This is a genomic window from Wolbachia endosymbiont (group A) of Portevinia maculata (genome assembly GCF_964028525.1).
In the GTDB taxonomy this organism is placed as follows: domain Bacteria; phylum Pseudomonadota; class Alphaproteobacteria; order Rickettsiales; family Anaplasmataceae; genus Wolbachia.
The window spans coordinates 258,911-282,180 of sequence record NZ_OZ034786.1 but is presented as its reverse complement, the minus strand read 5'-3'; the positions used below and the strand labels follow the sequence as shown (position 1 = coordinate 282,180).

At 34.7% G+C, this 23,270-nt stretch carries 35 protein-coding genes, 2 tRNA genes and 1 pseudogene; 36 read left to right on the top strand and 2 right to left on the bottom strand.

Features of this window, described 5'->3' with window-relative positions; all coding sequences use genetic code 11:
• Window positions 1–196: 196 nt before the first annotated feature.
• Together ABWU36_RS06815 and ABWU36_RS01430 are read left to right on the top strand one after the other, a co-directional pair.
• Window positions 197–493, top strand: a pseudogene (locus ABWU36_RS06815) (recombinase family protein); the annotation flags it as partial.
• Window positions 479–1,279 carry a recombinase zinc beta ribbon domain-containing protein gene (locus tag ABWU36_RS01430; RefSeq protein WP_410525883.1) on the top strand — a complete coding sequence of 267 codons (801 nt, stop codon included), beginning with the start codon at window positions 479–481 and terminating at the stop codon, window positions 1,277–1,279. The pseudogene ABWU36_RS06815 and the gene ABWU36_RS01430, both read left to right, overlap by 15 nt.
• Before the next feature lie 430 nt (window positions 1,280–1,709).
• Here ABWU36_RS01430 and ABWU36_RS01425 read toward each other — a convergent pair whose 3' ends face one another.
• Window positions 1,710–3,032: an ankyrin repeat domain-containing protein gene (locus ABWU36_RS01425; protein WP_353272914.1), complete on the bottom strand. Its 1,323-nt coding sequence runs from the start codon at window positions 3,030–3,032 to the stop codon at window positions 1,710–1,712.
• A gap of 115 nt (window positions 3,033–3,147) precedes the next feature.
• Between ABWU36_RS01425 and glpX the strand changes: the two genes are divergently transcribed.
• Window positions 3,148–4,065 (top strand): class II fructose-bisphosphatase, encoded by a 918-nt coding sequence (glpX, locus tag ABWU36_RS01420; protein WP_253309936.1) that lies wholly within the window; start codon window positions 3,148–3,150, stop codon window positions 4,063–4,065.
• Window positions 4,066–4,246: 181 nt separating this feature from the next.
• Here glpX and ABWU36_RS01415 read toward each other — a convergent pair whose 3' ends face one another.
• The gene (locus ABWU36_RS01415) at window positions 4,247–4,747 is read right to left on the bottom strand and encodes a hypothetical protein (RefSeq protein ID WP_253309092.1); all 501 of its coding nucleotides are present in this window, start codon (window positions 4,745–4,747) and stop codon (window positions 4,247–4,249) included.
• Window positions 4,748–4,930: 183 nt separating this feature from the next.
• Here ABWU36_RS01415 and carA point away from each other — a divergent pair, with 183 nt between their 5' ends.
• The 33 genes from carA to atpA all read left to right on the top strand — a co-directional run bounded on the left by carA (window position 4,931) and on the right by atpA (window position 23,263).
• The gene (gene carA / locus ABWU36_RS01410; protein ID WP_253309091.1) at window positions 4,931–6,022 is read left to right on the top strand and encodes a glutamine-hydrolyzing carbamoyl-phosphate synthase small subunit; all 1,092 of its coding nucleotides are present in this window, start codon (window positions 4,931–4,933) and stop codon (window positions 6,020–6,022) included.
• Window positions 6,023–6,136: 114 nt separating this feature from the next.
• Window positions 6,137–6,218, top strand: a tRNA-Tyr gene (locus ABWU36_RS01405).
• A 4-nt stretch (window positions 6,219–6,222) separates the two neighbouring features.
• A tRNA-Gly gene (locus tag ABWU36_RS01400) sits at window positions 6,223–6,293 on the top strand.
• Between the two features lie 78 nt (window positions 6,294–6,371).
• A complete protein-coding gene (tuf, locus tag ABWU36_RS01395) occupies window positions 6,372–7,544 on the top strand; it encodes an elongation factor Tu (RefSeq protein ID WP_264329094.1) in 1,173 nt (390 codons plus the stop codon).
• A gap of 14 nt (window positions 7,545–7,558) precedes the next feature.
• Window positions 7,559–7,879 carry a 30S ribosomal protein S10 gene (gene rpsJ / locus ABWU36_RS01390; RefSeq protein WP_096616846.1) on the top strand — a complete coding sequence of 107 codons (321 nt, stop codon included), beginning with the start codon at window positions 7,559–7,561 and terminating at the stop codon, window positions 7,877–7,879.
• A 9-nt stretch (window positions 7,880–7,888) separates the two neighbouring features.
• Window positions 7,889–8,611, top strand: a complete 723-nt coding sequence (gene rplC / locus ABWU36_RS01385; RefSeq protein WP_253309090.1) for a 50S ribosomal protein L3 — start codon at window positions 7,889–7,891, stop codon at window positions 8,609–8,611.
• Between the two features lie 2 nt (window positions 8,612–8,613).
• Window positions 8,614–9,228 (top strand): 50S ribosomal protein L4, encoded by a 615-nt coding sequence (gene rplD, locus ABWU36_RS01380; protein WP_064124641.1) that lies wholly within the window; start codon window positions 8,614–8,616, stop codon window positions 9,226–9,228.
• Window positions 9,225–9,512 carry a 50S ribosomal protein L23 gene (locus ABWU36_RS01375; protein WP_064124642.1) on the top strand — a complete coding sequence of 96 codons (288 nt, stop codon included), beginning with the start codon at window positions 9,225–9,227 and terminating at the stop codon, window positions 9,510–9,512. The genes rplD and ABWU36_RS01375 overlap by 4 nt, the downstream gene beginning before the upstream one ends.
• Window position 9,513: 1 nt before the next feature.
• Window positions 9,514–10,338 (top strand): 50S ribosomal protein L2, encoded by an 825-nt coding sequence (rplB, locus tag ABWU36_RS01370; protein ID WP_253309089.1) that lies wholly within the window; start codon window positions 9,514–9,516, stop codon window positions 10,336–10,338.
• Window positions 10,339–10,341: 3 nt separating this feature from the next.
• Entirely contained in the window at window positions 10,342–10,626 is a 285-nt protein-coding gene (gene rpsS, locus ABWU36_RS01365; protein WP_006279181.1) for a 30S ribosomal protein S19, read from the top strand.
• Window positions 10,627–10,631: 5 nt separating this feature from the next.
• Window positions 10,632–10,982 (top strand): 50S ribosomal protein L22, encoded by a 351-nt coding sequence (gene rplV, locus ABWU36_RS01360; protein WP_096616838.1) that lies wholly within the window; start codon window positions 10,632–10,634, stop codon window positions 10,980–10,982.
• Window positions 10,983–11,021: 39 nt separating this feature from the next.
• Window positions 11,022–11,636, top strand: a complete 615-nt coding sequence (rpsC, locus tag ABWU36_RS01355) for a 30S ribosomal protein S3 (RefSeq protein WP_253309088.1) — start codon at window positions 11,022–11,024, stop codon at window positions 11,634–11,636.
• A gap of 11 nt (window positions 11,637–11,647) precedes the next feature.
• Window positions 11,648–12,061, top strand: a complete 414-nt coding sequence (gene rplP, locus ABWU36_RS01350) for a 50S ribosomal protein L16 (protein ID WP_250294844.1) — start codon at window positions 11,648–11,650, stop codon at window positions 12,059–12,061.
• Between the two features lie 11 nt (window positions 12,062–12,072).
• Window positions 12,073–12,276, top strand: a complete 204-nt coding sequence (gene rpmC / locus ABWU36_RS01345; RefSeq protein ID WP_006279350.1) for a 50S ribosomal protein L29 — start codon at window positions 12,073–12,075, stop codon at window positions 12,274–12,276.
• Complete coding sequence (gene rpsQ / locus ABWU36_RS01340) at window positions 12,269–12,505, top strand: 30S ribosomal protein S17 (RefSeq protein ID WP_264732192.1); 237 nt, start codon at window positions 12,269–12,271, stop codon at window positions 12,503–12,505. Before rpmC ends, rpsQ begins: the two co-directional genes overlap by 8 nt.
• Window positions 12,506–12,518: 13 nt before the next feature.
• On the top strand, window positions 12,519–12,878 hold the full coding sequence (gene rplN, locus ABWU36_RS01335; RefSeq protein ID WP_006279348.1) for a 50S ribosomal protein L14: 360 nt from the start codon (window positions 12,519–12,521) through the stop codon (window positions 12,876–12,878).
• Window positions 12,878–13,195 carry a 50S ribosomal protein L24 gene (rplX, locus tag ABWU36_RS01330; RefSeq protein WP_373457552.1) on the top strand — a complete coding sequence of 106 codons (318 nt, stop codon included), beginning with the start codon at window positions 12,878–12,880 and terminating at the stop codon, window positions 13,193–13,195. The genes rplN and rplX overlap by 1 nt, the downstream gene beginning before the upstream one ends.
• Before the next feature lie 6 nt (window positions 13,196–13,201).
• On the top strand, window positions 13,202–13,735 hold the full coding sequence (gene rplE, locus ABWU36_RS01325) for a 50S ribosomal protein L5 (RefSeq protein ID WP_010962750.1): 534 nt from the start codon (window positions 13,202–13,204) through the stop codon (window positions 13,733–13,735).
• Between the two features lie 16 nt (window positions 13,736–13,751).
• Complete coding sequence (gene rpsN, locus ABWU36_RS01320; RefSeq protein ID WP_353272913.1) at window positions 13,752–14,060, top strand: 30S ribosomal protein S14; 309 nt, start codon at window positions 13,752–13,754, stop codon at window positions 14,058–14,060.
• A 21-nt stretch (window positions 14,061–14,081) separates the two neighbouring features.
• Entirely contained in the window at window positions 14,082–14,477 is a 396-nt protein-coding gene (gene rpsH / locus ABWU36_RS01315) for a 30S ribosomal protein S8 (protein ID WP_064124654.1), read from the top strand.
• Window positions 14,478–14,493: 16 nt separating this feature from the next.
• Window positions 14,494–15,039 carry a 50S ribosomal protein L6 gene (gene rplF / locus ABWU36_RS01310; protein WP_253309084.1) on the top strand — a complete coding sequence of 182 codons (546 nt, stop codon included), beginning with the start codon at window positions 14,494–14,496 and terminating at the stop codon, window positions 15,037–15,039.
• Window positions 15,040–15,044: 5 nt separating this feature from the next.
• Window positions 15,045–15,416 carry a 50S ribosomal protein L18 gene (gene rplR, locus ABWU36_RS01305; protein ID WP_250294835.1) on the top strand — a complete coding sequence of 124 codons (372 nt, stop codon included), beginning with the start codon at window positions 15,045–15,047 and terminating at the stop codon, window positions 15,414–15,416.
• A gap of 12 nt (window positions 15,417–15,428) precedes the next feature.
• Window positions 15,429–15,941, top strand: coding sequence for a 30S ribosomal protein S5 (gene rpsE, locus ABWU36_RS01300; protein ID WP_253309082.1), 513 nt, complete (start codon window positions 15,429–15,431; stop codon window positions 15,939–15,941).
• Window positions 15,942–15,944: 3 nt separating this feature from the next.
• A complete protein-coding gene (rplO, locus tag ABWU36_RS01295; RefSeq protein WP_096616812.1) occupies window positions 15,945–16,415 on the top strand; it encodes a 50S ribosomal protein L15 in 471 nt (156 codons plus the stop codon).
• A gap of 3 nt (window positions 16,416–16,418) precedes the next feature.
• Entirely contained in the window at window positions 16,419–17,747 is a 1,329-nt protein-coding gene (secY, locus tag ABWU36_RS01290) for a preprotein translocase subunit SecY (protein ID WP_253309081.1), read from the top strand.
• Window positions 17,744–18,385 (top strand): adenylate kinase family protein, encoded by a 642-nt coding sequence (locus ABWU36_RS01285; protein ID WP_253309080.1) that lies wholly within the window; start codon window positions 17,744–17,746, stop codon window positions 18,383–18,385. The genes secY and ABWU36_RS01285 overlap by 4 nt, the downstream gene beginning before the upstream one ends.
• Before the next feature lie 59 nt (window positions 18,386–18,444).
• Entirely contained in the window at window positions 18,445–18,813 is a 369-nt protein-coding gene (gene rpsM / locus ABWU36_RS01280) for a 30S ribosomal protein S13 (protein ID WP_007550179.1), read from the top strand.
• A gap of 24 nt (window positions 18,814–18,837) precedes the next feature.
• Window positions 18,838–19,224 carry a 30S ribosomal protein S11 gene (rpsK, locus tag ABWU36_RS01275; protein ID WP_264732204.1) on the top strand — a complete coding sequence of 129 codons (387 nt, stop codon included), beginning with the start codon at window positions 18,838–18,840 and terminating at the stop codon, window positions 19,222–19,224.
• A gap of 21 nt (window positions 19,225–19,245) precedes the next feature.
• The gene (locus tag ABWU36_RS01270) at window positions 19,246–20,313 is read left to right on the top strand and encodes a DNA-directed RNA polymerase subunit alpha (RefSeq protein WP_253309078.1); all 1,068 of its coding nucleotides are present in this window, start codon (window positions 19,246–19,248) and stop codon (window positions 20,311–20,313) included.
• A 7-nt stretch (window positions 20,314–20,320) separates the two neighbouring features.
• Window positions 20,321–20,749, top strand: a complete 429-nt coding sequence (gene rplQ, locus ABWU36_RS01265) for a 50S ribosomal protein L17 (RefSeq protein ID WP_253309077.1) — start codon at window positions 20,321–20,323, stop codon at window positions 20,747–20,749.
• Window positions 20,750–20,772: 23 nt separating this feature from the next.
• A complete protein-coding gene (locus ABWU36_RS01260; protein WP_253309076.1) occupies window positions 20,773–21,138 on the top strand; it encodes a YraN family protein in 366 nt (121 codons plus the stop codon).
• Window positions 21,139–21,164: 26 nt separating this feature from the next.
• A complete protein-coding gene (gene atpH / locus ABWU36_RS01255; RefSeq protein WP_253309075.1) occupies window positions 21,165–21,725 on the top strand; it encodes an ATP synthase F1 subunit delta in 561 nt (186 codons plus the stop codon).
• Window positions 21,722–23,263 (top strand): F0F1 ATP synthase subunit alpha, encoded by a 1,542-nt coding sequence (gene atpA / locus ABWU36_RS01250; RefSeq protein WP_253309074.1) that lies wholly within the window; start codon window positions 21,722–21,724, stop codon window positions 23,261–23,263. The genes atpH and atpA overlap by 4 nt, the downstream gene beginning before the upstream one ends.
• Window positions 23,264–23,270 lie beyond the last annotated feature (7 nt).

Here is a 23,270-nt window from a genome sequence, read left to right as displayed (position 1 = left end):
AGTCAATTAAAAGGCATTTGAGGCAAAACTTTCTACAAATTAAATTATGTAAAAAAATGTTTGCACATTATGTAATTGTTCAATATAAATGGCATTAATTGTCAAGATAAGGTGTTTTATGCAAGCTGCAGAGCAAAAAACAGAACAGCAAATATTATCAAAAGAACTAAGAGAGGATAAAAGGCTACAGTTAACAAATATAACTGAAGAGCAAAAAGCTGCAGCAATAAAGCAACTTGAAACACGAGGGATCATCATCCGCAAGGGAGTGTGGAACGTATGTACAATCCATAGAATATTAAGAAATCAAGCATACAAAGGAGAAGCGGCATTTGGTAAGTCGAAGGTAGGGCCAATAAGAAAAGCAGTGAGGGCAAGATGGAAAGTGCGCAAAAGGAACTATTCTGTTTATCGTACTGATGAGGAGAATTGGATAAAAATAACAATACCAAGGATAATTGAAGAGGAATTATTCGATATAGTACAAAAACAACTTGATGAAAATAGAAAGAGATCAAGAATACAACGAAGTGGAAGAAGGCACCTATTACAAGGACTAATGGTATGTCAGTGTTGCAAATATGCCTACTATGCAGCAAAAAACGCTAAGGGAGGAAGGAGCTACTATCGTTGTACTGGTACAGATGCAAGCCGTTTTGGCGGGACTAGAGTATGTAGCAACAAATCAATACGCATGGAGATACTAGAACCAGTTATATGGGAAGAAATGAAGAAGGTATTGAAAGACACGGATAAAGTTGCAAAAGAACATCAACTTATGCTTTTAGAACATAAAAATAAGCAACCAAATGATGAGATTGAAAAAGAAATAAGCAAATTAGAACAAGGTATCAAAAGACTAAATTATGTCTATGTTCGAGAACGCATAACTCAGGAGGAATATGATCTAGAAGCTGAGGAAATAGAGAAGAAGTTAAAAGCAATGAGAAACCAGAAGGAAGAGGTGGTTGATGAAAAGGAACTACAGAGGGAAATAGATTTTATCATAAGTAGTATAAAAGGTTTTGCCTCTGTGGTTGAATCAGAACTTGGTCAAGCAGATTGGGAGGCTAAGCTTAATATAATTAGAGCATTAGTCAAACGCGTTGAAATTGATCACGATAATATACATATAGTGTTTCGATTTCAAGAACTTGCCCTGGCGGAAATGCAGAAAAAAAATGTTCAACATTATATCAGGAGTCCAGTATTACGTAATTGGCGTCTTATTTTTAATTTTTTGTACTATGCGCACCTTATGTCTTCACAACATTTCTAGCTATATAAGCTGAAACGCGCTTATAAAGCGTTTAAGACAGTATAGAACGCCAATTTGCAGGATTAGAGAGTGACAACTAGCTAACACGGGATTTCTTTTACCTTTTTTTCTGCTTAGTAAATTTCTTAAACATTTAAACTAAGGTGAGTTGCATTTAAAAGCAGCTGAGTCGCGGTTATTAGACGTTTAAAACATAAAAAAACGCCAATGTTTTTAAATAGATATTAACCGGGGTTTCTTTTGCCTTTCTTTTCATTTGGTAAATTTCTTAAATGTTTATGGTTAAAAGAGCCCAAGAGAGGTGTCATCCAAGTAGCTGACACTGGAATCTAGTCTTTATTATGCAGCCACTTATTTAAAGTTAAGTTTTCTGGATCCAAGTAGTCAGGGCACTGGGATGACATCCTGCTTGGCAAAGATTTCTCTTAAATCACCCCTTTTGTATACCTGAACTCACGTGTTCAACTTTATTTTTTTCCATTTCTCTATAGCTTGGTAATGTAGAATTTTTTACATGTAATCCGATATATGTTGCAACCAAAGCAGCTATAACACCACAAACCACCGCACCAGCCACAGATGGAACCATCACAGCAGCAGCAATGAATAACCCTGTAACAACAACTCCAACAACATCTTTTGTTAATGAGGTATAAAAATTTTCCTTGCTTTCTTTATATTTAGTTTCTTTTTCATTTGGCACAGAAAATTGAGCATCTACGAAGCCGTTAGCTTTATTATCATTATTTGGTGTGGCAGTTTGGTCAGTCCTTGTTGATACAGGCGTTTTATTTTCGTTATTATGATTTAGCTGGCCATTTGATGTATTTACAGGTCTACTACCAATGTTCCCATTACTGCTGCAAGGTTTTGCTCCGTTTTTTTCTACATTAGGTGTTTCTGGTACAATAAAGTTTAAAAGCACCTGAGTAATTTCTTTTTGTCTATTATTTATAGCCAACTCTACAGCTGCTCGTCTGCTTTCATCATTTACATAACCTAAAAATACCCCAACTTCTTGGACATTACCTTGAACAATAGCAAGACGCAGAGCGTTAAATTTTTCTTCTTCATTAAATTTGCCACTATTCAAAAGTATCTTTACAACGTCAGCTTGTTTTTTTATTGCGGCATGATCTAATAAAGTATAAGCCGTATCTTGAATACCATTGACTTTAATGTCTGAATTTGTGAGCAATCCAACAACCCTTAGGAATATACTGCGATCGCCGGTAATACTAGGCCCTTCTGAACGAACAGCATAATAAAGCAAAGTCCAACCATCCTGGTTTGTTATTTTTATATCTATTTTCTCTTTTTTAAGCTTCTCACCAAATTCCTGAGCAGTTATACTAGGGTTATTAGTTACAATTTCCTTTATCTTGTTGTATGACGTAGCAAATTGACTACCTCTGGAGTTATTAGAATCTGCTGCATTGCTGCCTGCTCCATTTTCTTCTACATCAGGTTCTCTTTCCTCATTTACCTCTGTAGTTATCTGTTCTTGTTGAGGAATCTTGAACCCATTTCTAAGAAAAAGATCCTTAACGCGTGGGTTGTTATGTTCGGTTGCATGTTTTAGAAGTAAGTCTCCTAATAAATTGTCTCCTTCACACTTATCTTGAAAATTAACTTCTTTCCACTTTGGTTCCTTTTGCAAATCTTTAAGACTAGCAATTCCCTTATCATCATATTTTACAATTGTAGCTATCTTTCGATACAACTCTCTAATATCATCATTACTATATGCCATAACTAAACCTACTACTATATGTTAGTTTATTATAGCAACTTTCCCACAACCAGTCAAGACATATTGCAGTTTCAAGTAGCATGATATATATTGAATATAGTTCTTAAAGCAAATGATGGAAGATTTAGCCTATAAATTAGTTAAAGTGACCGAAGCTGCAGCACTTGCTGCATATAAACTAGCAGGCTTCGGCGATGAAAAAAAGGCTGATCAGGTTGCAGTTGATGCAATGCGTACAGTATTAAATTCAATGGAAATAAATGGTACTATCGTAATTGGTGAAGGTGAGAGAGATTCAGCACCAATGCTGTATATTGGCGAGAAGGTTGGCACTGGAAATGGTCCTGAAATCGACATTGCTGTTGACCCACTTGAGGGCACCACAATCTGCGCTCACCATAAACAAGGGGCAATGTCCGTTCTTGCTGCAACGAAAAAAGGTAATTTTTTACATGCACCTGATGTTTATATGGAAAAGATAGCAGTAGGAAAAAATCTCCCAGAGGGTGTAGTCTCACTAAAAAATAGCATTGAAAAGAATCTAGACAATTTAGCCAAGGCAAAAGGATGTAAAGTAAATGATCTTACAGTAACTATACTTAATCGTGAAAGGCATGATGAATTAATAGTGAAAATCAGGGAGTTAGGAGCAAAAGTTAAACTAATAGATGATGGTGATGTTGCGGCCGTAGTTTCACTAGTAAATGGCAATCACGATATGTATATCGGAATAGGAGGGGCACCAGAAGGGGTGCTTGCGGCTGCAGCGCTGAGTTCAATCGGTGGACAGATGGAGGGAAGATTAATATTTGACACAGATCAGTTAAGAGAAAGAGCAAAAAATTTAAATATTGATGACCCAGAAAAAATCTACACCATAAAAGATATGACAAGAGGTGAATCAGTGTTTATTGCAACTGGAGTAACAAGCGGAGAACTTGTGGATGGAGTTGAATTGAATCATAATACCTATTCAACTAATTCTTTAATAATTCTACCTAACAAGCTGATAAAGGTGCAAGTTATAAGTTAGGTTAATTATTTTTCAATATATGATGTAAGAGTTAAAGGGAGTGTTAAAATGTTAGATTCATTTTCTCAAGAGAAACTAATTGTACAAGAAGTTCCTCAAGGCGGACATAAAAAGAAGGCTGAACCCTTTTCAAAACCTTCTATCTATTGTTTCTTAAACCACTCTGCTGAACGGAGACAGTTTAGGCTGTTATGCCTGGCGGCTTTGTTGGAATAAGTTTTTCAACATTGCTAACAATAAAATTGATTGTATCGTCAGCTACCTTATCGAATTTATCATTTATCTCTTTTCCTATTTTTTCATTTTTAACATATTCGTGTAGAGCTAAAGCAGTTATAGCTGCACATGCTGCAATTAAGCCAGTTTTTGCTATAATGAGCATTGATAATCCTCCTGCAAATATAAATGTTAATCCAATAGCTAGGTTTATAATTTTACTTTGTGTTGTTTGTTGTGCTGCCTGATTCTGATCTACTTTTTCTTTTTCAAGAGCGTTTGATATTGTTTTTGAGAAAATTTTTACCGCGATTGTTGCAATTGCGATCATAGCTAATCCTATGGCTATTTTTGCTAAGAGAAAAAATGATGGGAACACCATCGCAAAGAATAGTAAGCCAGCTCCTACAATTAGTAACTTATTTTTAGGTTGGATTTCATTTGATATAATAAACCTCCATTTCATAACTGCCGGAGTATACCTAATATAAAATACGGAGATAGTCAACATATTTTATGAAAGGGCGCGTTAAAAGTTTTTTTCATGTTGTTCTTCGCCGCCTCGTGGTTAAATTTGGAATTTTAGAAAGAGTTACGTATTATTTGAAATTCTTGTATACTGTTTTGAATCAGTTAAATAGATAATGAAGTGCAGGACGCAGTTTTAATTTTACAAGATGGCAAGTGCTTTTGGGGAAAATCAGTAGGTAAAAAAGGCAAGTGCATAGGTGAGGTCTGTTTTACCACTGGTATGACCGGTTATCAGCATACTATAACTGATCCTTCTTTTGCTGATCAAATTATAACGTTCACTTTTCCTCATATTGGTAACATTGGAATAAACCATAAAGATAATGAAGGAGAGAAAATTTTTGCAAGTGGTGTGGTTATGCGTGAACTTTCTTCTATGTCCCACCCTTCTTCATATATCAGTTTAAATGATTGGTTAGAGAAAAATAACGTGGTTGGGATATCAGGAATTGATACTAGAGCTTTAACGAGACATTTGAGAAAACATGGATCTCAAAGTGGAATGATATGCCCGTCAAGCGAGACGCATGTGTTGGATAAATTGAAGGAATACAAATCTGTAAATGGGATAGAAATAACCAATAAAGTCAGCTTGCATAGTAATTTTAAAAGTGACCTTAATGCAAAATATAGGGTTGTAATCGTTGATTTTGGCGTAAAAATCAGTATAGTTTCACGCTTAATAGAACTTGGTTGTACAGTTGAATTAATCAGACCAAGCACAGGTTTTGCTCAAAAAGTGTTGAGTATGAATCCAGATGGTATAGTGCTTTCAAATGGTCCTGGTGATCCGCAAGAAATAGGAGAAAGTGTAGTTTCAGAGATAGACATTATTATAAAATCTAAAATACCAATTTTTGGCATATGCATGGGTCATCAATTACTTGCGATTACTTTGGGAGCAAAGACCATCAAGATGGATATTGGTCACCGAGGGAGTAACCATCCAGTTTATGATGTAATTAGTGGAAAAGTTGAGATCACTAGCCAAAACCATGGTTTCGTTGTTGATTCAGCTTCTCTTCCAAGTAATGTTGAAATTACTCACATTTCTCTATTTGATAATAGTGTAGAGGGGATAATGATGAAGGATTACTTAGTCTTTTCTGTGCAATATCATCCAGAAGAAGCGCCAGGTACGCATGATTCGCATTATTTATTTAGACGTTTTATTGGCAATATTGTGTTGTATAAAATGAAATCTGCATGATTTTAATCAGGGTAGGTTTTATTGCTTGATTTTTTAATTTTAGGCGTTTAGTATTAAATACAATAAAAGCTTGAGTTAAGGTACTAAAATAGCGTTCTCTTAACAAATTTTTGTGGAGGAGTGACCGAGTGGTTAAAGGTAACAGACTGTAAATCTGTCCGCATTGCGTACGTAGGTTCGAATCCTACCTCCTCCATTGTGCGGGTATAGCTCAATGGTAGAGCTCTAGCCTTCCAAGCTAGTGACGTGGGTTCGATTCCCACTATCCGCTCTTTTTTTTGTTGTATTTTTATAAAATCAACATATTATTTATTGATGTATTTGTATTTTAGGTAGAAAAGTTTAAATTATGACAGCAGTAGTGGAAGCATTTGGAAAGCCGCATGTAAATGTGGGAACAATAGGACATGTGGATCATGGGAAGACAACGTTAACAGCGGCGATAACAAAGCATTATGGAAATTTTGTAGCGTACGATCAGATAGATAAGGCGCCAGAAGAAAGGAAAAGGGGAATAACGATAGCAACAGCGCATGTTGAGTATCAGACGGAAAAAAGGCATTATGCACACGTTGATTGTCCTGGACATGCTGACTATGTAAAGAACATGATAGTAGGTGCAGCACAGATGGATGCGGCGATATTGGTAGTGTCGGGGGTTGATGGGCCAATGCCACAAACGAGAGAGCATATATTGCTAGCGAAGCAGGTAGGTGTTGGATATATCGTGGTGTATATAAATAAAGCTGATGTTGCTGATGCTGATATGATAGATTTGGTAGAAATGGAAGTGAGGGAATTGCTGAATAAATACGGATTTCCAGGGGATGAAGTGCCTGTGGTAGTGGGGTCTGCATTGAAAGCGCTGGAGGATGACAGTAGCGAATATGGAAAGAAATCAATAGATAAATTGATGGAAAAGTTAGATGAGTATGTGGCGGTTCCACCAAGGCCTGTGGATTTACCATTTTTATTGCCAATCGAGGATGTATTTTCGATATCGGGGCGAGGAACGGTGGTAACAGGAAGGATAGAGAAGGGAGAGATAAAGACGGGAGAAGAGATAGAGATAATAGGTCTGAAAGCGACGCAAAAGACGATATGCACAGGTGTAGAAATGTTTAAGAAGTTGCTGGATAAGGGGAGTGCAGGACTCAATGTAGGAATATTGTTAAGAGGAACAAAAAGAGAAGAAGTGGAGAGAGGGCAAGTATTAGCAAAACCGGGGACGATAACGCCGCATAGAAAGTTTAGGGCGGAGGTTTATATATTAAAGAAAGAGGAAGGAGGAAGGCATACACCATTTTTTGCGAATTACCAGCCACAGTTTTATTTAAGGACAACGGATGTAACTGGGAGCATAAAATTGCTAGATGGGAAGGAGATGGTAATGCCAGGAGATAATGTGAGTGTAGAAGTAGAATTGCAAGTACCGATAGCAATGGATAAGGGATTGCGTTTTGCGATAAGAGAAGGCGGTAGAACTGTTGGTTCTGGTGTTGTTTCTGAAATTTTGGAGTGAGAGTAGTAACTAAGATGAAGCAAGATATATATATTAACATTAAGGCTTTCGATTGTTCTTTATTGGAGGAGTGTGTTCGAAAATTTGTTGATGAATTAAAGCGGTCCAATGCAAAATTATCTGGTCCGATTGCGTTGCCAAGAAAAGATTCTAAATTTATTGTTAATAGATCTCCTCACGTTGATAAAAAATCTCGTGAACAGTTTGAAATGAGAACTTCTAGGCGTTTGATTGTTTTACATGATCTTACTCCTACTATGATGCAGATGCTTACAGGTTTATCTTTTTCTGCTGGCGTAGAAGTGGATTTAAAAGTCAAGGAAGTTAAGGTTTAGGAGAAGGAAATGAAGAGAATAAATTCGCTGAGGAGAATTGGTTTACTAATGATGAATATTGGTCATACTGCTATGTATTCTGACAATAGTCGCATGGCTGTAACTTTATTGCATCTCAGCGAAACTTATATTGTTGATATAAAAGGACAAGATAAATGTGGCTATAATTCAGTCATTTTAGGCACAGGAGATTTTAAAAATATAGCAAAACCTCAGTTGGAATATTTAAAGAAAAAGGGTATAAATAATAAATGTAAGTTATACGAAAGTAGATTAAATGACCTGTCGGGAATAGAATGTGGTAAAAAAGTGGGAATCAATCATTTTGTGGTTGGTCAATATCTTGATATTACGGGTTATTCTATAGGTAAAGGATTTGCTGGTGTGATGAAGCGGCATAACTTCAGTGGGCTTAGGGCATCTCATGGTGTTTCTATTGCTCACAGATCACAAGGTTCCACTGGTCAATGTCAGGATCCTGGTAGAGTATTCAAAGGAAAGAAAATGGCTGGTCATTTAGGTAACAGCAGAATAACTGCACAAAATATGAAGATATTATCCATTGATCATGAAAATAGTATAATTGCTGTGAAGGGTAATAATGTTCCTGGGTTTAAAAATTCCTATGTTTTTGTAAGAGATGCAGTTAAAAAATCTTTACATAAAGATGTTCCTTTTCCGGTAGGTTTACTGTTAGATGTAAATGATGATGCTAGTAATTTGGTAAGTTAGTTATGGAATGTAATTTAGTTAATCTATCTAATAATAATGTAGGTACTGCTCAGCTCAATCCTTTGATATTTTCTGCTAAGCAAAAATTGAGTATTTTGCATGATATAGTGAGATGGCAATTAGCGAAGAGAAGAGCTGGTACTCATAAAACAAAAGGTATCAGTGATGTCTCTGGTACAACAGCTAAACCTTATGGTCAAAAACGTACCGGTAGGGCAAGACAAGGGAGCTTGCGATCTCCTCAATTTAGAGGTGGTGGGATTATTTTCGGCCCTGTTGTGAGGAGTCATACTTATTCTCTTAATAAGAAGGTACGCAAATTTGGTTTAAAAATTGCTTTATCTCTAAAGTATTTAAATAATCAAGTGATTATTCTGGATAATTTAAATATTGATGTGAAGAAAACGTCTGAAATGTGTAAATGTATTAAAAATTTTAAATTTTCTTCCTTTTTGATAGTTGGTGATTATGGAGATGATTTGTTGCGTGCTGTTAGAAACTTGCATTATGTAGACTTAATCAAACCTATTGGGTTAAATGTCTTTGATATATTGAATCACGAATGCGTGATGTTGACAAAGGATACTTTAAAGCATCTTGAAGGTAGATTGTTATGATCAAATATAATAATATAATAAAATCTCCTATAATTACAGAAAAGGCCTCTTTTTTGAGGGAGAAGTTTAATAAATATTCTTTGTATGTTTTTGTAAATGTAAATAAGCGTCAAATAAAGTTGGCAATAGAGTCTCTATTTGATGTTAAAATTTCTTCTATAAATGTTGTTAGAATTAAGCCTAAATATAGGCGTTTCAGGGGTGTGATTGGTTGTGAAAAACAGAAAAAGAAAGTTTATTTTTCTTTGATAGATGGTCAAAAATTAGATATAATGAGCGTTTAATATGGGTATGAAATTTTTTAATCCTGTTACTCCGTCTTCTCGTGGGACTGTGTTAGTAAGTAAAGTTGGTTTATCAAAAGATGAGCCAGAAAAGTCTCTTACATCCGGTAAAAAGTCCAGTGGTGGAAGAAATAATTATGGTAGAATTACAACTCGTCATAGGGGTGGTGGTCACAAAAAGAAGTATAGAGTTATAGATTTTAAGCGTAATAGAAGTGGTCAGGGTATAGTTGAAAAAATAGAGTATGATCCAAATAGAAGTGGGTTTTTAGCGTTAATATCATATAAGGAAGATGATATTAAGTCTTATATATTAGCTCCTCAAGGTATGAAGCCTGGTGATATTGTTACAGCTGGAAATGATGCTGATATTTTGCCAGGTAATTGTTTGCTACTCAAGTATATACCTGTTGGTTCTTTCGTTCATAATGTTGAGCTGAAGCCAGGTAATGGTGCTGCGATTGCTAGAGCTGCTGGTTGTTATGCGCAAATTGTTGGTCGTGATGGCCAATATGTTTTATTACGACTCAGGTCTGGTCAAATTAGGTTGATTTTATCTTCTTGCAAGGCTACTATTGGTGTAGTATCTAACCCTGACCATAAGAATAGAAAGCTGGGTAAAGCTGGAAGAAGTAGGTGGCTTGGAATTAGACCTACTGTGCGTGGGGTTGCAATGAATCCGGTTGACCATCCTCATGGAGGTGGGGAAGGGAAAACCTCTGGTGGTCGTCATCCTGTTACTCCTTGGGGTGTTGCAACAAAAGGAAAGAAAACTCGGAGGAAAAATAAATCTAGTGATAAGTATATAAAACAATTGAAAGGTTAGTTTATGAGTAGATCTGCGTGGAAGCCTCCTTTTTGTCATCCTTCTATATTAAAGTCGGTGAATAATGCTTTAAACAAGGGGTTTGTTAACATGGCTATAAAAGTTCATTCCAGGGCTTCTGTAATTCTTCCTAATTGTTTAGGTTTAAAGTTTGCTGTTTATAATGGTAAGGATTACATTCCTGTTAATGTTAATGATCAGAATATGATAGGTCATAAGTTTGGTGAATTTTCGCCCACTCGTAAATTTACTGGGCATAGTGGTGATAAAAAGGCGACAAGAAGGTAATTGATATGAAAAACAGAGATGTAATAGTTAAAGCTGGTTCTAGGGTTTTAAAATCAACTCCTCGTAAATTGAATTTGGTTGCTGGTTTAGTACGTAATAAAAAAGTTTCTTTTGCCACTGTGCAATTAAGATTTTGTGAAAAGAAAGCTGCGGGTCTTATAAGGAAGGTATTAAATTCTGCGATTGCTAATGCTCAATATAATTATGGATTGGATATCGATAATTTATATATAAAAGAAATTTCAATAGGTAAGTCTCTTACTTTGCGTAGGGTATGTCCAAAAGCTATGGGTAGAGCTAATAGAGTTAGTAAACGTTATAGTAATATAACTGTAAAATTGGGAGAAATTATATGATTCATAAAAATAGAAAATTAATAAGGAAAGTGCAAAAGTATGGGAAACGTTAATCCTAAAGGATTTAGGTTAAAAATAATTAATACTTGGTCATCTGTTTGGTATGCTGAGAAGGGTTATAAACAAGGGTTGCATCAAGATTTATCTATTCGCAGTTATATAAATGAATCTTTTAAGCATGCTGGTGTTTCTAAAGTAATTATAGAGCGTACAATCGATTTGGTGTCTGTAATAATACATTCTTCTAGACCTGGAGTGATAATAGGTAAGAAAGGCTCAGATATTGAGAAGATAAAGCAAAAAATAGCTGAAAAAGTAAAAAATAATGTGGAAGTGAATGTAGTAGGAGTTAAAAGGTCTGAAATAGATGCAGTTTTAATATCAAGCAGCATTGCACAACAGTTAGAAAAAAGGGTTTCATTTAGAAGAGCGATGAAAAAAGCTATTCAAAGTTGTTTGAGGATGGGTGCTAGAGGTATTAAAGTAAGTTGTTCTGGGCGCCTTGGCGGAGCTGAGATAGCTCGTACTGAATGGTATAAAGAAGGTCGTTTGCCTTTACACACTTTACGTGCTAATATAGATTATGCTTTTTGTGAAGCAAAAACTATATATGGTATTATAGGAGTTAAGGTTTGGGTTTATATTGGTAATTAAGGTATATTGAGATGTTTGTTCCCAAAAAGAGTAAATATAAGAAGGTATTTAAGGGGCGAATTAAGGGTAATACAAAAGGTGGTAGCACATTATCTTTTGGAGATTATGGCTTAAAAGCTGTAGAAGCAGGTAGGATTCAGTCTAAGCATATTGAAACTGCAAGGCGTGTAATATCTAGAACATTAAAACGCTCTGGTAAAGTGTGGATAAGAATTTTTCCTGATACCCCTGTTAGTAAAAAGCCGGCAGATGTACGTATGGGTAAGGGAAAAGGTAGTGTTGAATTTTGGGTGTTTAAAGCTAAGCCCGGTAGAATGTTGTTTGAGATTAGCAGTGATGTTCCCATGCATTTAGCAAGATTGGCGCTTGAAAAGGCAACCGCTAAGCTTCCTATGAAGTGTAAATTTGTATCTAATCATAATTAAATGGAGTTGCAATGGATATAGCTGACATTGAATCGAGGTCTTCACAAGAATTGCATGAAATTCTTGTAAATTTGAGAAAAGAGTTTGTTAATTTGGTTTTTCAAAAGAAGTTGGGGCAGTGCAACAATATTTCGCGTTTTAGCTTAATAAGAAAGAGCATAGCTCGTATTCTAACTACATTAAATAAAAGAAGAAGAGAGGAAAAGAATGCCTAAAAAGGTTTTTTGTGGTACTGTAACTAAGGCTAAGTGTGATAAGACTGTAAAGGTTTCGGTATTACAAGTGTATAAGGATCAGCTGTATAAAAAGGTTATAAAAAAATACAAGAAGTATACAGCACATGATGAGAATAATAGTTGTAAAGAAGGGGACAAGGTTTTAATACAAGAACACAAGCCTATTTCTACTACTAAAAAATGGGTTGTTGTTAATAGCTCACATTGAATAGGATATTTATATGATTCAAAAAAATACATTGTTGGAAGTAGCTGATAATTCTGGTGCGCGTGCAGTGCTTTGTATTGGTTTATTGGGTGGTAGAAAGTCTGCATCTATAGGTGACACAGTTATTGTATCTACTAAATCTATTACTCCAAGAGGGAAGGTTGAGAAGGGAAAAGTATATAGAGCAGTTGTGGTGAGGGTGAAAAGCCCTATTAGAAAATCTGATGGTTCTGTAATTCGTTTTTCTAGCAATGCTGTAGTTTTGATTAACGATCAAGGTGAACCACTTGGCACTCGGGTATTTGGTCCGGTAAAAAAGTTATCATCTGGTTCTTTTATGAAGATAATGTCATTAGCTGTTGAGGTTTTATAATGAGTGCTAAAATAAAAAGTGGTGACGACGTTATAGTTTTAACTGGTAGAGATAAGGGAAAAATTGGTAAAGTGATTAAAGTTGTGGCATGTGATGCTAAAAAGAAAGTAATTGTTTCTGGGGTAAATGTACATAAGAGACACACTAAACCAAAAGCTGGTAGTAGTGGTGGTATATTAAATAAAGAGTTAGCTATTGATATATCCAACGTTGCAACATTAGACCCTAAATATAAAACTCCAACTAGAGTGGGGTTTAAGGTTATAGGCGGTAGAAAAGTGCGTTTTGCAAAAGTTTCTGGAGAAGTGATAGATTAGGTTGATATGTTTAAAGAATTGTATAAAGATAGCATAGTAAAGTCCTTAAAGGATAAGTTTAATTACGGCAATATCATGCAAGTGCCTAAACTTGTCAAGGTGTGTATCAATATGGGCGTTGGAGATGCTGCTACAGATAGTAAAGCAATAAATGAACCACTTGATAGCCTATATTTGATTGCTGGGCAGAAGCCTTTATCAACTTTTGCAAAAAAATCTATTTCTGGCTTCAAGATCAGAAAAGGTGCTACAGTAGGTTGCAAAGTAACTTTGCGTAGAGATAAAATGTATGAGTTTTTAGAAAGATTGATATATATTGCTTTGCCAAGGGAAAAAGATTTTAGAGGATTTAGTGTGAAGCAATTTGACGGTAATGGTAATTTTTCCTTTGGTATAAAGGAACATATCTCGTTTTTAGAAATAGACTATGATAAAATAAGTAAAATTAGAGGTATGGATATTAATATTATAACAAGTGCAGTTAGTGATAAGGAAGCAAAGGAATTATTACTGGCTCTTAAATTTCCTTTTTTTGATTAATTGAGAGGAGAAATATATGGCAAAAAAATCTATGATAGAAAGAAATCTTCGCAGAATAAAGCTGTGCAATCAATATAAAGAAAAAAGAGAGAAATTGAAATCTATAATAAATAATAAGAATTTGTCTATTGTAGAAAGGTTTACAGCTCAAAATAAATTAATTAAAAAATTGCCTAGAAATTCTTCTAAAACCAAAATTAGAAATAGGTGTGCTTTAACTGGGAGACCAAGAGGAGTATATAGAAAATTTGGTTTATGTAGAATTGTTTTGCGTGATTTATGTTCTTTTGGGCAAGTTCCAGGAGTTACAAAGTCTAGTTGGTAAATATAATATAAGGAGTATATTGTGGCGTTATCTGATAGTATTGGTGATTTTTTAACAAGGATACGTAATGCTCAATTGGCAATGCATAGAACAACAAGAGTGTTGTTTTCTAAAGTGAATTCTTCTATACTGAAGATTTTAAAAGATGAAGGGTATATCCTTGATTATGAAAAGCAAGTTGTAGATAATTTACCTTCTTTCATTGTAAAATTGAAGTATTATGAGAAGTCACCTGTAATTAGTGACATAGTTAGGGTGTCAAAGCCTGGTTGTCGTTGTTATTCTAAGTATAAGGACATTTCTAAAGCATATAATGGTCTTGGTATTTTTATTATATCGACACCCAAAGGAGTGATGACTGATTATAATGCACATAAGTTAAAGGTTGGTGGAGAAGTTTTGTGTCGTGTGTTTTAAATAATAGGAGAAATTCATGTCTCGTATAGGTGCTGCTCCTATCAATATTCCTGCTGGTATTTCAGTTGAATATAATAATGGTAGGATGTTAATAAAGAGTGCTAAGGCTGAAAAAGAGCTTAGCTTAATCAGTGATGTTGTGTGCCGGATTGTTGATAATCAGCTACTCCTTTCTGTGGATCAAGATAAAGATGATTATGATGAAATAAAGCCTATGTGGGGCACTTATAGGAGTAATATTAATAATATTATTAACGGCATGGTTGATGGTTTTTCTGTTAATCTTGAGATTAATGGTGTTGGATATAAGGCAGAGTGTGATGGTAAGTATTTGACTTTGTATCTTGGTTATAGCCATAATGTTAAATATAAAGTGCCTAAAGATGTTGAGATTAAGTGCATAAAGCCAACTCACTTAGTAGTTAGTGGTATGGATAAGCAAAAAGTCTATATGGTGGCATCTGATATATGCAGGATTAGGAAGTACGATCCTTATAAAGGTAAGGGTATTGTAATAAAGGGTAAATTTATGTTGCGTAAAGTTGTAAGTAAAAAGAAGTAATTAAGATGAGAAGGTTATATAATTTTTTAAGTAACTATGAAAAAAGGAAGTTGCGTAATAGAGCGAAGCTTGATAAGAGCGCTGAACGTTTGCGTATATCCATATTTAAATCTAATAGGCATTTTTATGTCCAGTTAATTAATGATGTAAAAGGAGTAACTCTCACTTCAGCTTCTACTTTGGATGCTAAAATTAAGGATGTATGTAAAGGAAAAGTCAATGCTGAAACTATAAAACAGGTTTCTTCTTTAATGATTGAGCGCTTATCTGGTCTGAAATTAGAACAAAAGCTAGTATTTGATCGTGGAGCGTATAAATATACAGGATTAGTTTCTCAATTTGCTGAGGCTTTAAGAAGTTCTGGATTTGAGTTTTAGAAGGTTTTGAATATGGCTATAAAGAATTTACAAAATAATAATGATTTATCAGAGCTTTTAGTTTCGGTACGAAGAGTAACAACGGTTACCAAAGGTGGCAGAAGATTTTCATTTTCAATTTTGGTTGTTGTTGGTGATGGGAAGGGTAGGGTAGGATGTGGAATAGGTAAGCACGCAGAAGTTGCTGAAGCAAGAGTCAAAGCTGTAAATGCTGCAAAGAAATCGATGATTAGAGTGTACTTGCGTGAAGGTAGAACTTTGCATCATGATATTAAAGCTAAATTTTGTTCTGGTGAGATAGTTTTAAGAACCGCAAGAGCCGGAACAGGTATTATTGCTGGTGGAGCGATTAGATCAGTTTTTGAGGTGTTAGGTATAAAGGATGTGGTAGCTAAATCCACTAGATCAAATAATCCTCATAATGTTATATGTGCGGTATTTAAGGCTTTTGATAGTATGTTATCTCCTCGTCAGGTAGCAAGCAAAAGAGGCAAAAAGATTAGCGAGATAGTTGGAAACAGGTAAAGTATGAATAATGCTGTAAAATTAAACTCTATATTTACTAAGTTATCTAAGAAAAAGAAGCCTAAGTTGCTGGGTAGAGGTATCGGTTGTGGTAAAGGTAAAACATCCGGTAGAGGGCATAAAGGGCAAAAGGCTAGAAGTGGAGTTTCCATAAATGGTTTTGAGGGTGGACAACAGTCTATATATACTCGTTTGCCTAAAAGAGGTTTTAAGCCTATACGTAGGAACATATATTCTATAATTAATGTTGGCGATATACAGCGCTTAATGGAAGCTAAAAAAATAGTGAAAGACTCTGTTATAGATAAGGAGAGGCTGTATAGATTAGGTTTTATAAAGTCTATTAAGGATAAAATTAAACTTCTTAATAAAGGTAAGTTGAGCGAAAAATTTGTGTTTCATGTTGATTTTGCGTCAGAAGCTGCAAAAAAATCTGTAGCTTCAGTTGGTGGTAGTGTGGAAATACTATCGTAAATCATGGGCAATAAATCCGCATTTAATAGCTTGGATCCTACGTTGTTATATAAAGGCGATTTATTAAAACGTATATTTTTTACGCTAATAGCTTTAATTTGCTATCGCTTGGGTACTTATGTGCCTATTCCTGGAATTAATCTTGATGTAATTAATGATATATTTCCCAAAGAGGGCTCAGGTGTTTTTGGAGTATTTAATTTATTTTCTGGTGGTGCATTGGCTAGAATGACAATTCTAGCATTGAATGTTATGCCATATATAATGGCTTCTATCATTATTCAGTTGCTTTCTTCTGCGATTAAAGGAATGAAGGAAGTTAAGAATGATGGAGAGTCAGGCCGTAGAAAGATGAATTCTTATATACGCTACCTGACCATAGTAATTTGTGTATTTCAATCAATTCCAATTTTGGTTGGATTGGAAGGGATGAATAGGGAAGGGGTATTGGTTGTAATCGAACCTGGTGTTATGTTTCGTACAATAGGTGTTTTCAGCCTTTTAGGTGGAACTATGCTTTTAATATGGCTTGGTGAACGAATCAGTGCTAGCGGTATAGGCAATGGTATCTCATTAATCATTTTCACGGGCATAATATCAGAGTTACACAGCGCTTTGTCATCTCTGTTAACGTTAAATAAAAACGGTAGCGTATCGTTATTTATTATCCTTTTTGTTTTGGTATTGTTTTTTTTGCTGCTAGTCTTAGTCATTTTTGTAGAGTCTTCTTATAGAAAAGTTATTGTTCAACATCCTAAAAAGCAATTTAAAAGATTACATAATGACGATTTTACTTATATTCCATTGAAGATTAATTTATCTGGTGTAGTACCAACCATTTTTGCTAATGCAATTTTATTGACACCTATTTCAATTGCAAATTTCTATAAGGGGCACGCTTTTTCTGATTTTATTTTAAATTACTTTATGGCAAATAAAGTAGTATATATTGTAGCCTATTTGGTGCTGATAGTATTTTTTAATTTTTTCTATACCAATTTTATATTTAATCCAGAGGAAAACGCAGATTTTCTTAAAAAAAATGGTGGTTTTATACCTGGTAGAAGGCCTGGGAAACATACTTCTGATTACCTTCAAGATATAGTTTTTAAGTTGACATTCATTGGCTCTGCGTATTTGGTAGTCATATGTACTGTACCTGAAGTTATGAGATATTATTATGATATACCATTTATTTTTGGTGGGACGAGTCTACTGATTATAGTGAACGTTATTACTGATACTATTATGCAAATACAATCTTATATTTTTTCGAATAGGTACGATAGCTGGATAAAGAAATATGAGTCTAAAACGAGGAAAGTAAGATGATCATTACGATTTTTGGTCCTCCAGGTTCTGGTAAAGGTACTCAGTCAAGCTTGTTAATAGCAAAATATAATTTAAAATTAATTTCAGTGGGGGATTTATTAAGGAATATTATATCTAATGGCAGTGAGTTAGGTAAAAAAATAAAGGGTACCGTGGAATCTGGTAATTTAATTCAAGATGAAATTATATGTGGATTATTGCATGACCAGCTTGCATTAATGGATGATAATTGCTTATTAGATGGTTTTCCGAGAAATTTAAACCAGGCTCATTTTTTGACTCAAGTTTTGCAAGAAAAATATAATAGGGATGTTGATATTGTAATTGAACTGCAGCTTGACGATAATATTGCAATCGATAGATTAAAAAATCGTCTCGCGTGTTTGGACTGTAAAAGCATATATAGTGTATCTTCTTTTAAGAGTACTACTTGTGCTAAATGTAAAAGTACGAGGTTAGAGAAAAGAATTGATGATGCTGATATGTCTGCAATTAATAAGAGAATAAGTGAATATCACCTTCAAATGAAAGGTTTACGCGAGTATTATAAAGGCAAATTATTAACAATTGACGCTAATTTGAGTGTTGATGAGGTAACGCAAGAGATTGAAAGTAAAATTTCTTGTAATTTGGTTTGACTCTGAGTTGTTTTATGGTATAAATTAAGAGTTGTTATTAATAAAGTATCGAGGTACCAGTGGCACGTATTGCAGGCATAAATATTCCAGTGAGGAAATGTGTTCCTTTTGCATTAACTTATATATATGGTATAGGTATTGCTACTGCGAATGTAATTTGTCACGCTTGTGAAGTTGATAAGCGCAAACGTGTTTCAGAATTACGAGATGAAGATATAGAAAAGATCAGCAGTTTCATTAGACAAAATTATGTTATAGAAGGTGAGCTCAGAAAAGAAGTGGCTATGAACATAAAATCTTTAGTGGAAATGGGATGCTATAGAGGAGTGAGACATAGAAAAGGTTTACCTGTGAGAGGGCAAAGGACTCATACTAATGCTAAGACTCGTAAAGGTAGATCTCGGTTGCCTATTGCTGGGAAAAAATAAAATTTATTATTATTGTGAGTTTTAATGAAAAAAGTCAAAACGGTTGGTAAGAGTACAAAGGAGTTTATTACTGGTGTTGTTCATATTCGTGCAACTTTTAATAATACTTTTGTAAATGTAACTGATGTTCATGGTAATACGCTATGTCAAACTTCTGTGGGTGCATGTGGTTTTTCAGGTTCGAGAAAATCCACACCTTATGCTGCAGGTAAGGCTGCGGAGGCTGCTGCGAAGAATGCAATGGAGAGATTTGGTATGAAGGTTGTCTCTGTAATAATTCGTGGTCCTGGCTTTGGTACCGAAGCTGCGGTTAAAGCACTTCAGAGCTGTGGGTTGACTGTGACTTCAATTGCAGATAAAACCGCAATTCCTCATAATGGATGCAGGTTAAGAAAAAAAAGAAGAGTATAGGATATTTGAAAAGGTTGTTTTATGTATTATAATAATAATGTTTCTCTCTGTAGCAATTTAGATAAATTGATTAAACCTAGTTCAGTTAAGGTAATATCAGATGATTCAAGTGAAAAAGGTGATATAGTCCTAGAACCGTTGGAAAGTGGTTTTGCTTTAACATTAGGTAATGCATTAAGACGTGTAATGTTATCTTCTCTTAAAGGTAGTGCTGTTTATGGAATAAAAATTGAAGGTATAACTCATGAGTTTACTTCAATTCAAGGGGTAAGAGAAGACGTAACTGATATAGTATTAAATATGGGCATGTTGAGTTGTAAATTAAATGGTGCTTCTAATAAATGCTTAAATTTAAACGCTAAAGGGCCTTGCCAGGTATTAGCTGGGATGATAGAAACTGATGATCAATGCTCTATTGTTAATAAAGATTTGTTAATATGTACGCTGGGGCAAAATGTAGAGCTTAATATGACCATATATGTGGCTAGCGGAAAAGGTTATCTTCCTGTAACTAAGTATAAAGAAAATGAACTTTTGAAGCTTATGAGTGAACAGGATTTAATTGGTTTTATTCCAGTTAATGCTTTGTATAGCCCTGTCAACAGGGTTTCGTACAGGGTAGAGAATAGTCGTGTTGGCCAAGTGACTGATAAGGATAAGCTGATATTGTCAATTGAAACTGATGGTACAATCTCTCCAAGTCAAGCTGTTGACTCTGCTGCAAGAATATTACAGGAGCAACTTCAGCCCTTTATTAGTTCTGATGTAAGTTATAAAAAATCGCAGGTTTCTTCGTCTAGTGGTGCTAAAGATTTGGGTTATGACCCTGTCTTATTGCGTAAGGTAGATGAAATGGAATTATCTGTCAGGTCTCATAACTGTCTGAAAAACGAAAACATCACTTATATAGGTGATCTTGTGCAAAAGACAGAAGGTGAAATGTTAAGAACTGCTAATTTTGGCAGGAAGTCTTTGAATGAGATTAAGGCAGTTTTGGCTAATTTTGGCTTGTCTTTGGGTATGAATGTGCTAAACTGGCCGCCTAAGGATATAGATGAGTTGGCTAAACAACATACTGATGAAGATTAGGTGATATATGAAACATGGAATAAAAAAACGTAAACTATCTCGTTGCACTGAACATAGATTATCGACGTTAAAGAATCTATCTATCTCATTAATTAACCATGAGCAGATTGTAACTACTTTACCAAAAGCTAAGGAACTTCGTCCATATGTCGAAAAGTTTATTACAATTGCTAAGAATAAGAATACTTTACATGGTAGAAGACTTTTGCTTTCACGCCTTCATAATAGTAAGTTAGCAGTTGATAAGTTATTAAACGTCTTAGCCAGCCGTTATCAAGATCGTAAAGGTGGGTATTCTAGAATAATAAAATTTAGCACTCGAAAGGGTGATTGCGCTTCAATGGCAGTGATAGAACTGGTTAATAGGGATATTGCAGCAAGAGGTAAGGTTTATAGTAAAAATAGAGAAGGAGGCAAAGTAGTTACACAAAGTTAATTATTATCATAATTGTTCTTCTTATGGTAAGTAGGTTACGCTACTTTGTAGGTTACTTTGGCGAATTGTTAGTTTTGGCATATTTAAAGCTGAAATGGTATAATGTTATAAAACGCCGTTACCGTTGTAAGTTCGGTGAAATTGACTTAATTGTATCTAAAAAAAAGGAGCTGATTTTTATAGAAGTTAAAACAAGTTTACTTGGAAAAGAAATACCGATATCTCATCTTCAATGTCAGTCTATTATAAATTCTTCTAAGTATTTCTTAAGTACAAACCTTAGTTTTTTAGATTATTCAGTCAGATATGATTTATGTTTTCTTTCCTTAAAGAGAGGACCTGTTTATATAAAAAATGCTTGGATTGAAGAATGGAAGGTTTGTAGCTGAATTAATTTAGATTTACTGGATTTAATATGAAAAAGACCCAATACAATAATTTAGTTTCATCTTACGCTAGAGTGCTGTTTCATGTCTCAGGAAGCAGGTTAGGTATTATAAGGAAAGAAGTAGAATTTTTATTGGCTTTTTTTAAGGATCAACGTGATGTTTTTGTGTACCTATCTCATCCTATGATTTCTTTTGCACACAAAAAAGAAGTGATGCTTTCTATAAATGAGCACTTGAGTGAAAATTTAGTAAAATTTATTATGGTTATATTTGCAAACAAACGCTCTAGTTTATTGATCCTTATATTAGAAAAATTCTTAAGTCTTGCAAAAGAAAATGAAAATGAATTCGAAATTACTATAAAGTCAGCAGAAGCTTTAAAGGAATCTGATATAAAAATAATTACTGAATCTTTGAGCTTTCTTGGTAAAATAATAAAAGTAAGCAATGTGGTTGACCCTTCTATACTAGGTGGCTTCGTAGTTAGGTATGGTTTTAATTTGATCGATGCTTCGCTAAAAAGTTACTTAGATAGGTTAGTTGACTTAAGTAAAATGGAAATATTAAAAGTAAGGAATTTTGTATGAAGAACAGTATGAATGTTTCTGAGATAGCAAGTGTAATAAGGGAAAAAGTTGAGACGTTTGATAATCCTATAAAGCGGGAAAATATAGGTGAAGTAATTTCAGTAACAGATGGTATCGCATTGGTTTATGGGCTGGAAAAAGCAAAATTCGGTGAAAAGGTATTTTTTGCAAGCGGTGTAGAAGGAATAGTTCTTGATTTAGATCATGATACGGCTGGAATAGTTGTGCTTGGTAATGACCGTGATGTGAAAGAAGGGGACGTTGTAAAATGTAGTGGTGATGTTGTGCAGGTGCCTATAGGGCATGAATTGTTAGGGAGAGTTGTAAATGCGTTGGGCCATCCTATAGACGACGGTGGGGAAATTAGAGCCAAAAACAGAATGGATATAGAATCTAAAGCGCCAGGCATTATTGATCGTAAGTCTGTGCATGAGCCACTACAAACAGGAATTAAAATTATAGATTTGCTAATTCCAATAGGTAGAGGGCAGCGTGAATTGATTATTGGCGATAGACAAATTGGTAAAACTACTATTGCGCTTGATACTATTATCAATCAGAAGAAGATTAACGATGAGGTAAACGAAAATCAAAAAATTTACTGTGTTTATGTTGCTATTGGACAAAAAATTTCAACAGTAGCAAAAGTGGTAAATAAGCTGAAAGAAAGCGGAGCATTAGAGTATACAACTGTAGTTGTGGCTAGTGCATCTGACTGCGCGCCTATGCAATTTTTAGCACCTTATGCTGGTTGCACTATTGGGGAATTTTTCCGTGACAATGGAATGCATTGTTTGATTATATATGATGATTTATCTAAGCATGCTGTGGCATATAGGCAGATGTCTTTATTGCTCAGACGTCCTCCTGGTCGTGAAGCTTACCCTGGAGATATATTCTATGTACATTCTCGCTTGCTTGAAAGAGCTGCTAAAATGTCTGATAAAAAAGGGCAGGGGTCTTTAACTGCTTTGCCGATTGTCGAAACTCAAGCTGGTGATGTATCTGCATATGTGCCAACAAATGTTATTTCAATTACCGATGGGCAGATCTTTCTTGAGTCTGAATTATTTTATAAAGGATTTCGACCTGCAGTAAATATAGGTTTGTCAGTTTCACGGGTTGGTTCTGCTGCACAACTAAAGTCTGTGAAGAAAGTTGCTAGTTCTATAAAGCTAAGCTTAGCTCAGTATAGAGAATTAGAAGATTTTGCAAAATTTGGTTCTGATCTTGATGCTAGTGTTCAATTATCCTTGAATAAGGGTAAATATCTTGTCGAGTTATTAAAGCAAAAACAACATTTACCTATGTCAATAGAAGAGCAAGTAGTGCTGATGTATATTTTTTCTAACCTATATAATCAGTTAAGTAAAATACAAATAAGTTACATTAATAAATTTGAACATGATCTTATTAATTATTTTCATACTGTACACCCTGGGGTTTTAAAAAAGTTGTCAAATGACATGAGTGATGATATAAAAGGTGATATTTTTAACATTGTGAGTAATTTCGTTACTCAATTTAATTGCGTTTAGGTGGTGA